We start from the raw sequence: 10,918 nt of genomic DNA, 5'->3' as shown, positions 1-10,918 counted from the left end.
GATTTTATGCTAGTTTAGTATTGTTAAATAATAAAATCTCTCTAGAATGTGCCGATCATTTATCGCTCGTTGTCCGTAGAAACCTAAAAATTGAGCTGATGGGTTAAGGGCTAGATCCTATCTCAAATCAAAAAGGAATTTTACGAACGTGTTGTTTGTTATAGAGCGCATTTACTCTCCTGTTCTTATAACGTGCTTTTTGAGCACAAAGGATTGTCTTATGAAGAACTTTAAAATTAGCCTTGCTTGGCAAATTTTAATTGCTTTGATCCTTGGTGTGGTTGTCGGGGCTATTTTGCACAACCAACCTGAAATAAAAGACGCCGCGGTTAATAATGTGTTGAAACCTTTGGGTCAGATTTTTATTAGCTTGATTAAAATGATTGTGATTCCAATCGTTTTTTCTACGCTCATTTTGGGTATTGCAGGTGTTGGTTCCACAAAAAGTCTGGGAAGACTTGGCTTTAAAACAATTTTGTATTTTGAAATCATTACCACGATTGCAATTATTGTCGGTTTAGTTGCCGCCAATATCTTCCAGCCAGGTGCTGGTGTGGATATGTCAGCGTTGGTGAAAACAGATATTTCTCAATATCAACATACTACGCAAGAAGTTGAATCGCATTCTCATGGCATTATCCAGACGATTTTATCGTTAATTCCAACGAATATTATTAGTTCTATGGCACATGGTGAAATGCTGCCTGTAATTTTCTTTGCAGTATTGTTCGGTATTGGTTTGTCATCATTACCAACCACCACCAAAGAGCCTTTGTTGCATGTATTCCATGCGGTCTCTGAAACCATGTTCCGTGTGACGCATATGATTATGAAATATGCACCAATCGGGGTATTTGGTCTCATTGCTGTCACGGTAGCGAATTTCGGTTTTACCTCTCTGATTCCTTTGGCTAAGTTGGTTGTTTTGGTATATGCCACTATTTTCTTTTTTGCTTTTGTCGTGTTAGGTATTACTGCAAAATTATGCGGTATTAATATCTTAACGTTGATGAGAATTCTCAAAGATGAATTGATTTTGGCGTATTCCACTGCCAGTTCCGAAACCGTTTTGCCACGTATTATGCAAAAGATGGAAGCTTATGGTGCTCCGAAAGCGATTACCAGTTTCGTGATTCCGACAGGTTATTCATTTAATCTGGATGGTTCAACGCTGTATCAGAGTATTGCCGCCATCTTTATTGCACAGCTCTATGGGATTGATCTGTCTTTATATCAACAGGTGATTTTAGTGATTACCCTAATGATTACCTCTAAAGGGATTGCAGGGGTACCGGGTGTTTCTTTTGTCGTGTTATTGGCAACGCTAGGCAGTGTCGGCATTCCACTTGAAGGTTTGGCATTTATTGCGGGTGTTGACCGTATTTTAGATATGGCACGTACTGCTCTGAATGTAGTGGGTAATGCGCTGGCGGTACTGGTGATTAGCAAGTGGGAAAAAGTCTACGATGTAGATAAAGCCAAAGCGTATGAAGCCAGTTTAAATCAGTCAGAAGCCAGTTAAGCATCTGTCGGCTGATACACCAAAGAAGGAAGCGCGAATGCTTCCTTTTTATTTGACTGTAGTTTGATTCAACATATATTGATACAGTTGGATGGTCTGATTACACATCTCATCCAGACTAAATTGAGTGACGGGTTCAACCTGTTGGCGATGATCAATATGATGCTTCACACAATTAAGTAGTGCTTCGCGATCATCGACCTCAATCAGACCTTGTGGATAAAGCCGAGATAAAATTTCAGCCACACCGCCGCGATTCCAGCCAATGACAGGTGTTCCAACGGATAGTGCTTCCAGTGCAGTTCGTCCAAAAGTTTCAGCCTGATTGGATAAAGAGAGCACAATATCACTTAATGCCAGCCATTCCCGAATTTCTGAAGTATGTCCGACAAAGGTGATCTGATCACGCAATCCACGATTTTGAATGGTCGCTTCGAGTTCATCCAGATAGGCTGCTTTTTTGGGATCCGCACCGCCCACCACAATCGCATGAATATTTGGATGCTCTGTCTGTAGGCGCTCCATCAATTCTATCAATGTTTCATGTCCTTTAAGACGAGTGATGCGACCTGGCAAACACAGCAAAAACTTATTTTCCAGTTGTGGAAATAAGGTGTATTGATGATTAATCCATTGCCCAGATGGCTGATAGCCATGCGGAAATGCTTTGGGATCAATACCACGATAAATCCGAACAATATCCTCAGGAGGACAGTTTTTATAATGATCGCTAATGTATTTGACCACACTATCTGAAACTGCAATGACTTTTTCAGCTTGCGTCATAATCGCGCTATAACGATTCACTGAATAAAAACCGTGTACGGTACTGATCAGATGTGGACGTTGCTGAGCAGGAATACCACGTAAGGCAAAATGTATTAACCATGCAGGCACACGTGAACGGACATGTACAATATCGGGTTGATGTGTCCTGATTAGTTGACGTAATGGACGAATCTGCCAAAGACTAGACAAAGATTTCTTATGAATCGGCAGTTGCAGATGTGTAGAACCATCAGCTTCAAGTTGAGGAACCAAACGTCCACCATTGGACACAACAAGGGATTGATGACCTTGGCTCACCAAAGCACGTGCGATTTCCAGCGTGCCACGTTCAACGCCACCACTGTTCAGTTCGGGAAGCAACTGCATCACTTTCATGCTCAGGTCTCAACTTTTTTCATTTTTAAATATTAGTAAATTTTCTCGTATCCATCTGGACGAGTTTTAAAGCGGCGATGAAACCACATATATTGAGTCGGTGCAATACGAAGCTGATTTTCAATGATTTTATTGACACGAGTGGCATCATCAATTTCACTATCACTTGGCATATTTTCAACGGCTGCTTCAATTAAAACATGATATTTGGGATCACGAATGTCGCCGTGACGATAAAAATACAAAGGCACGGCGGCGGCTTTGGAAATTTTTAATAAGCGACGATGTGCAGTGACGGTTGCGGCGGGTACGCCAAAAAAAGGTGCCATAACGCCTTGTTTAAGGCCGAAATCCTGATCGGGACTATACCAGATAGCATCGGTATCTTTGAGTTTGCGAATCAGACCACGCATATCATCATGATCAATCTGATGTTTATAAATCGTGGCGCGACAACGATAAATCAACATATCCAGTAGGGGGTTGTTTTGTGGTCGATAGACCACATCAGGCTCAAAATATTGCGAGCAAATATAGCCGCCAGCATCCAGCAAGGTGCTATGCGTTCCAAGTAATAACACACCCTGACCTTGAGCTTGCGCATGGGTGATATGTTCAAGACCTTCAACACTAGAGCGGCCTTTAAACCATTGCGGTGAATACCATGCGTTGAGCGTTTCAAACACGCCGAGCATCATATCGACAAAAACCTGTCGACCTTGGCATTCAACTTCTTGTTGAGACCATTCAGGAAAACAGACTTCGAGATTACGAATCGTGGTTTTGCGTCGTGACTTTAAAGATTTCCAAGCTAAATGACCCATAGCTTGCGCCAAACGCCATTGAATGGCCCACGGCAAAATCGCAAGCAGCATTAAAAAAACAATCGCAATCCAAATGCCCCAATATTTTGGGAGCAAAAAAGACCATTGAAACTCGCCCGGTGTGTAGGGATGTTGTTGGCTCATCTTGTTCTGGATAAAGTCAAATATCAAAAAGTTTGGGGCAGTGTAACATGAACTGATTTTTAACTTGTAGCTTAGTTCCAAAGATCATAGATCTGTAAGCGTTAGTCAGCACAGTTATTAAAAAGCAAAAAATGTTATTAAAAAGCAAAAAATTTAGATTTTCTAAATGAGCCTTACGGAACATTTCATCACCAATCATTATAAAATTTGAATACACATCGTAGAATTTAAAAATACTATACTGGTTATTATTTGATGTGTGAGAGCCTAAGTTGTGAAAAATATATTATTTATAAGTTCGATAGTTTTACTTTCATCTGCTGTATATGCACAAGATCCACTCAATGGTACCTCATGGAAAACCATTGATGACCAGACACATGAAGCCAGAAGTATTGTCAAATTTAGGGAAGATAAATCGGGATATTTAACAGCAACGGTACAGAAGGTTTTGGTTGTAGATCAGGCTGAAAAGTGTACAAAATGTACCGGAACGTTTAAAAATAAGCCTCTTGTCGGAGTGACAGTGATTCGTAACCTAAAAAACACGGGTGGAAATGAGTATGAGGGCGGAACCATTATTGACCCTCAAACAGGAAAAAGTTATTCGCTGAAAGGCAAATTAACCAATAATGGAACCCGACTAGATTTACGTGGATATATGGGAATTTCAGCACTGGGTCGTAATCAGACTTGGTACAAAGTCAGTTAAGTAGATGAGTTCCAATCGTTGAATTTTAGATTGGCTAAAGTTTCTCCCCATTTCACAGTGAAAAGGGGAGTCTCAGTATTATGTATTCCCTTTACTTAAATTTTCCAGTTCATCCCAACGTTCCAGTTTTTCAAGCAATTGCTCTTCAATTTCGGCTAAACGCTGACTCGCCTGAGTGGCTGCTGCGGCATCTTTAACAAACCATGAACCGTCGGCAAGTTGATCAGATAAGGTGCTTTGTTCAGCTTCCAATTTCTCAATCTCGGCAGGCAGTTGTTCCAATTCACGTTGGTCTTTAAAACTCAATTTTATTTTTTTGCTAGGAGCAACAGCTTTGTTGGCTTCTGCTTTGGCCTGCGCTTTTTTAACATCAGATTTTTGATCAACTACGGTTTGATTTGGACGTTGCAACAGATAGTCCTGATAACCGCCAACATATTCTTCGATACCGCCTTTACCATCAAATACCCATGTGGAGGTCACCACATTATCCATAAAGGCACGGTCATGGCTAATCAATAGCAATGTTCCTTTATAGTCAGCCAACATTTCCTCAAGAAGTTCTAAAGTCACCATATCCAGATCATTAGTTGGTTCGTCCATCACGATCAGATTTGATGGTTTAAGCAATAATTTCGCCAATAGCACACGATTCCGCTCACCGCCCGACAAGGCTTTTACTGGGGTACGTGCACGCTCAGGTGAAAACAGAAAGTCTTGTAAATAGCTATAAATATGACGGCGTTGTCCATTGACATCGACAAAGTCAGAACCTTCCGAGACATTCGCCATCACAGATTTTTCGAGCTCAAGCTGATTGCGCAATTGATCAAAATAAGCGACTTCAAGCTGGGTGCCTGTTTTCACTGTACCTGTATGTTCAATTTCACCCAAAATCGCTTTGATCAGGGTAGTTTTGCCGACACCATTATCACCGACCAGACCAATACGATCACCGCGTAACACCACCGCTGAAAAGTCGCGAATCAAGAGGTTGCTATCGTAGCTGACACTTAAATGTTCAATATCAAACACCAGCTTACCTGAACGCTGAGCATCCTGAACGCCCATATTGACTTTGCCCTGCTGGAAGCGGCGGGCTTTGGATTCTTCACGCAAAGCTTTTAGGGCACGAACGCGGCCTTCATTACGGGTACGACGTGCTTTAATGCCCTGACGGATCCATGCTTCTTCTTCTGCCAGTTTCTTTTCAAATAAGGCATTTTGTTTTTCTTCAGCTTCGAGTTGCTGTGCTTTTAAATCTAAATAACGTGAATAATTACCTTCATAGCTACGCAAGATCCCTCGATCCAGTTCCACAATACGGGTTGCCAAACGATCTACAAACGAACGGTCATGCGAAATAAACAATAAGGTTAAATTATTTTGTTCGAGTAAGAATTTTTCTAGCCATTCAATACTTTCAACATCCAAGTGGTTAGTCGGTTCATCAAGCAATAAAATATCAGGTTGGGTCAGGAGTGCGCGTGCAAGTAATACGCGACGTTTACGACCACCTGATAGGTCGGCAAGATCTGCATCTGGATCAAGCCCCATTTTCCCTAAAATAGTATTGACCTTGTTTTCGAGTGCCCAGCCATCAACTTGATCCAGTTTATGCTGTAAATGCCCCATGCGGTCACAAGCATCCATATCGCCCAGTACACAGGCATCACTGGCTTCATGATATGCTTTGAGTACAATGGCCGCTTCACCCGCGCCATCTGCGACAATATCGGCAACTTTGCCTGAATCCATGGGTACGTCTTGCGCCAACATCGAAACGGTGAGGCCATTTTGAATAGAAACTTCGCCGCGATCAGGTAATAAACTTCCCTCAATCAGCTTAAGTAAAGTAGACTTGCCTTCGCCATTACGACCGATCAAACACACTCGTTCGCCGCGCTCCAATACAAAGTTCGCGCCGTCGAGGAGGGCGGGTCCACCAAATGCCAGTTGGACATCCCTTAAAGTAATATAGGCCATAATGTTTTCCAAAATCCCAAATGAGGAGAGTTAAATGACTAAACCAACAGATTATGATGATCATGCGTCATTTTCCGCACCCATTGAAGATTTGCAAGTCCGAATTGCATTTTTAGACGATTTAGTTGATCAGCTCAATACGCAATTGGCAGTTCAGTCTAAAGAAATTGCTGATTTAAAAAAACAAATGCAGCTTTTGTATCAACGTGTTGAATCAGCAGATTTATCAGAAGGCATTGCGCCCTTTGACCCTTTAAGTAATAAACCACCGCATTACTAATGTGTATATCGTTTTTATTGAATATTGAAGCAAAGTGATTTGTACCATGAAAAATGTTGTTCTCATTGATCTTGAAAAAAATCCACTCCAAGCCAAAACGCTACGTGCTTACATTGAACATGATCAATTGGTTTATCTATTTAATTTAACGGGTCAATTTGACTATGCTCTGGAAGATATGACCGAGCTTGCAGGTTGGGTGACTTCTGGCATGGTCATGATGTTGGATGTGCCTCCTATTTCCAAAAAAGAATTGGCTTATGCCATGCTCGCTGGACAATTACTGGCTTTAACCGAAGAACATATTGAAATTGAACTAATTTCGACTATGAGAGAGATTCATTTATTGATTGAAATTTTGCAAAATTCAGGGCGAAAGGTGGTATTACAAACAGCGTATAAGAACAATGATAAAACCGAATATCAGTTACCGACAGCGGCTAGTTTTCAGGCGCAGCCGATGTTGCTACAAGTCAAAAAATATTGCGATGCGCTGACCAATACGAAAGGTTTACCAGCAACTCTTGAAGGATTACATAATTCAATTGGCAATATTTTGCAGGTTTCAGACGAGCAAGTTTCACAGATCGTTGCCATGTTAATTCACTTAAAAATTATTCGACGTGACACTTCGCGATTGAGTTTCCGTAAGAAAATTTTAAAACAATGGATCAGCCTTGATTTAAATCAGCATGAAAACCGTAAAGCGAAACTTCCAACTCAAATGACTGAATCCGTCACAAAAGAAAAAAATTCCGCGCTAGCAATGCCACAAGTGGTGGTGGGTGATGTAGACACGATTATGCAATTTTTACAACAACAGCAACCTGTCGTAGAAGGCCCATTTCCCCCAGAGCTGGATGAGTTGCAATGGCAAGTATTACAAAAACTGGATGAACTTCAGCATGATCGTCCTAAAGATATTTTTAGTTTAAGAGATCGATTACAGGACTGGTTTCCCAAAGCCGATATTCAAATGCTGATGAAATCTTTGCTGGATAAAGGCTATATTCAACTTGATGATGACCAGTTACATTATACTGCGCAAATGGTGATCCATTGATTTTGCATGATAAAAGTAGCATGAAGCATGAAAAACTTGCGTTTTATATTGAGCTTATGCAAATCTAATAATAGAACACGATAGGGTTAGGTATGGAACATTTAGGTTTATGGGTGACGATCATTATCGTCGTTTTTGTTTTAGGCTCAATTTTTGGCTTGCGTGTCAGCCCACGTGAAAAAGCTTTAGGATTGATGCGAGACAAAGCACGTAAGATGGGGCTACACCCGCGCTTGGTTGCGGCACCTGAATGGACAAAAATCCCGAAAGCCACTGAGAACCGTGCCAGTATGGTCGCTTACTATAGCGTTCTTATTCCAGAGGCTCGATTACCATTAATGCGTGCTCGTGTTGTGGATGGTCATCTCAATGTGATTGAAGGCGATCAGAAATTTAATGATTCTCCCATTGCATTAAAAGGGATTTATGCTATTGATATGCAGGCAAACTGTGTGGGCTTGTATTGGGATGAAGAAACGGATATTAAAGCCACACAACTTGAAGACATGAAAGCGTATTTATTACAACTCGCTACGGTCTAACTCTTTATTTACCAACAGGAATAACAGTTTATTATGGCGAATGCCCCTCGATCCACAAGCAAAAAAAGCACGACAGCATCTTCTGAGTCTGCTGCAAACAAACGTGCCTTAGTGATTGTGGAGTCGCCTGCAAAAGCGAAAACCATCAACAAATATTTAGGTTCACAATACATTGTGAAGTCTTCGGTGGGTCACGTGCGTGATTTGCCGACAGGTGGTTCAGCCAAATCTAGTGAAAAAAAACCAGCAACACGTGCCAAATTGACTGCCGAAGAAAAAGAGCAAAGAGCACAAACGGCATTGATTAATCGTATGGGTGTAGATCCTGAACATGACTGGAAAGCACATTATGAAGTGCTACCAGGCAAGGAACACGTGGTTGCAGAGCTTAAAAAACTGGCTTCTCAGGTTGATGAAGTTTATCTCGCAACGGACTTGGACCGTGAAGGAGAAGCTATCGCTTGGCATTTAAAAGAGGTGATTGGCGGTGATGACAGTCGTTATCAACGTGTGGTGTTTAACGAGATCACCAAAAATGCCATTCAGGAAGCTTTTAAGCATCCTTCACGTCTCGATACCAATAAAGTCAATGCACAACAGGCACGTCGTTTTCTAGATCGTGTCGTAGGCTTTATGATTTCTCCACTCCTTTGGGAAAAAATCGCCCGTGGTTTATCAGCAGGACGTGTTCAATCGGTAGCCGTTAAATTGGTGGTTGAGCGTGAACGTGAAATTCGTGCTTTTATACCTGAAGAATACTGGCAGATTTTTGCGGACACCACTTCGAAAAAAGATGACATTCGTCTGGAAGCCTTTAAGCAAGCGGGAAAAACCTTAAAGCTACGCAATAAAGCTGAAACAGATGCGGTTCTTCATCTGCTTAAAGATGCAGAATATAAAGTCGCGCAGCGTGAAGATAAGCCGACTAAGGTTAATCCAAGTGCGCCGTATATTACGTCGACCTTGCAACAAGCAGCGAGTACTCGTCTTGGCTTTTCAGTGAAAAAGACCATGATGTTGGCGCAACGTCTGTATGAAGGTGGTTTTATCACGTATATGCGTACCGACTCGACCTTTTTAAGTGATGATGCGGTGAATATGGTGCGCGATCATATTCAGCAAAATTTTGGTGATAAATATGTTCCTGCCAAGCCAAACCGTTATGGTAACAAAGCGGGTGCACAAGAAGCGCATGAGGCGATTCGACCTTCAAGTGTCGCGCTAACAGGGGATCAACTTGCAGGAATGGAGCGTGATGCACAGCGGTTATATGATTTGATTTGGCGACAATTTGTTGCTTGTCAAATGACACCTGCTGAATATTTATCATCGACCTTGACCGTAGAAGCCAATAATGTCGAGTTACGTGCCAAAGGGCGTACTTTGGTATTTGATGGTTTTACCAGAGTTCGTGGTGCCAATAAGTCGGATGATGATGTATTACTCCCAGCGGTAAAAGTGGGTGAAATTCTTAAGCTTGAAAAGCTTGATCCAAGTCAGCATTTTACCAAACCCCCTGCACGATTTACCGAAGCCTCATTGGTCAAAGAACTTGAAAAACGCGGAATTGGTCGTCCATCGACTTATGCTGCGATTATTTCGACGATTCAAGATCGTGGTTATGTGAAACTGGAAAATCGTCGCCTATTTGCCGAAAAAATGGGTGAAATTGTCACCGATCGTCTGGATGAAAGCTTTAATAATCTGATGAATTATGCTTTTACCGCAGATCTGGAAGGTCAACTCGACCGTGTGGCAACAGGAGATCGTAACTGGAAAGAATTGCTCGATAGTTTTTACGGTGACTTTAAAAATCGTTTAAATACCGCGGCTAGTGCAGAAGGTATGCGCCGTAATCAACCTGTTGAAGTTCCTAGTGTCGCCTGTCAGTTATGTGGACGACCCATGCAGATTCGTACAGGAACCACAGGGGTATTTTTAGGTTGTTCTGGCTATAATCTTCCACCGAAAGAACGTTGTAAAGGCACCCTGAATCTGACACCAGTCGAATCATTAGCTGCCTTTTCCGATGATGATTCGGCGGAAACTGCTGATCTGATGTCTAAACATCGTTGTGCAAAATGTGGCACCGCGATGGATAGTTATGTGATTGATGGCGGTCGAAAATTACATGTTTGTGGTAATAATCCAGACTGTGATGGCTATGAAGTCGAAGAAGGCGAATTCAAAATCAAGGGCTATGATGGTCCAACCATTCCATGTGACAAATGTGATGGTGAAATGCAGTTAAAGACAGGTCGCTTTGGACCATACTTTGCCTGTACCAGTTGTGACAATACCCGTAAAGTTTTGAAAAATGGACAACCTGCACCACCACGTGTTGATCCAATTAAAATGGAACACTTGCGCTCGACTAAACATGATGATTATTTTGTGTTGCGTGATGGCGCAGCAGGTTTGTTTCTAGCAGCCAGCAAGTTCCCGAAAATTCGTGAAACTCGTGCGCCGAAAGTTGCAGAACTACGTACTGTTGCAGATCAACTTGATCCAAAGTATCAATATTTGCTTCAAGCTCCTGATGTTGATCCAGAAGGTAATCCGACGTTGATCAAGTTTAGCCGTAAAAATCAGGCACAATACATTGGTTCTGAGACGCCAGAAGGTAAACAGACTAAATGGAGTCTGCTGTATCAAGATGGGAAATGGGCTGAGGCTTAAAT

General features: G+C 41.9%; 9 protein-coding genes. 6 read left to right on the top strand and 3 right to left on the bottom strand.

The features are described from left to right. The first annotated feature begins 220 nt into the window (after positions 1-220). Positions 221-1,522, top strand: a complete 1,302-nt coding sequence (gene gltP, locus JR005_RS02960) for a glutamate/aspartate:proton symporter GltP (protein ID WP_151829661.1) — start codon at positions 221-223, stop codon at positions 1,520-1,522. A 48-nt stretch (positions 1,523-1,570) separates the two neighbouring features. Here the strand turns inward: gltP and JR005_RS02955 are convergent, their stop codons facing one another. Beyond that, a complete protein-coding gene (locus JR005_RS02955) occupies positions 1,571-2,686 on the bottom strand; it encodes a glycosyltransferase family 4 protein (RefSeq protein ID WP_218665530.1) in 1,116 nt (371 codons plus the stop codon). Between the two features lie 32 nt (positions 2,687-2,718). Then, positions 2,719-3,654 (bottom strand): lauroyl acyltransferase, encoded by a 936-nt coding sequence (locus tag JR005_RS02950; protein WP_218665529.1) that lies wholly within the window; start codon positions 3,652-3,654, stop codon positions 2,719-2,721. 274 nt (positions 3,655-3,928) lie between these two features. Here JR005_RS02950 and JR005_RS02945 point away from each other — a divergent pair, with 274 nt between their 5' ends. Next, entirely contained in the window at positions 3,929-4,366 is a 438-nt protein-coding gene (locus tag JR005_RS02945; protein WP_004991387.1) for a DUF2147 domain-containing protein, read from the top strand. A gap of 78 nt (positions 4,367-4,444) precedes the next feature. On the opposite strand, the gene JR005_RS02940 is transcribed toward JR005_RS02945, so the two are convergent. Further along, complete coding sequence (locus tag JR005_RS02940; protein ID WP_218665528.1) at positions 4,445-6,352, bottom strand: ATP-binding cassette domain-containing protein; 1,908 nt, start codon at positions 6,350-6,352, stop codon at positions 4,445-4,447. Positions 6,353-6,386: 34 nt separating this feature from the next. Here JR005_RS02940 and JR005_RS02935 point away from each other — a divergent pair, with 34 nt between their 5' ends. The 4 genes from JR005_RS02935 (at position 6,387) to topA (ending at position 10,916) form a co-directional block, all read left to right on the top strand. Next, a complete protein-coding gene (locus tag JR005_RS02935) occupies positions 6,387-6,632 on the top strand; it encodes a SlyX family protein (RefSeq protein WP_004991383.1) in 246 nt (81 codons plus the stop codon). Positions 6,633-6,678: 46 nt separating this feature from the next. Beyond that, the gene (locus JR005_RS02930) at positions 6,679-7,695 is read left to right on the top strand and encodes a hypothetical protein (RefSeq protein ID WP_004993993.1); all 1,017 of its coding nucleotides are present in this window, start codon (positions 6,679-6,681) and stop codon (positions 7,693-7,695) included. A 92-nt stretch (positions 7,696-7,787) separates the two neighbouring features. Then, entirely contained in the window at positions 7,788-8,237 is a 450-nt protein-coding gene (locus tag JR005_RS02925; RefSeq protein WP_005001349.1) for a hypothetical protein, read from the top strand. 33 nt (positions 8,238-8,270) lie between these two features. After that, entirely contained in the window at positions 8,271-10,916 is a 2,646-nt protein-coding gene (gene topA, locus JR005_RS02920) for a type I DNA topoisomerase (RefSeq protein WP_218665527.1), read from the top strand. Positions 10,917-10,918 lie beyond the last annotated feature (2 nt).

This window comes from Acinetobacter sp. Colony158, from assembly GCF_019264745.1.
Taxonomy (GTDB): Bacteria; Pseudomonadota; Gammaproteobacteria; order Pseudomonadales; family Moraxellaceae; genus Acinetobacter; species Acinetobacter ursingii.
The sequence above is the reverse complement of the archived record's forward strand: the minus strand, read 5'-3'. Positions and strand labels throughout refer to the sequence as shown.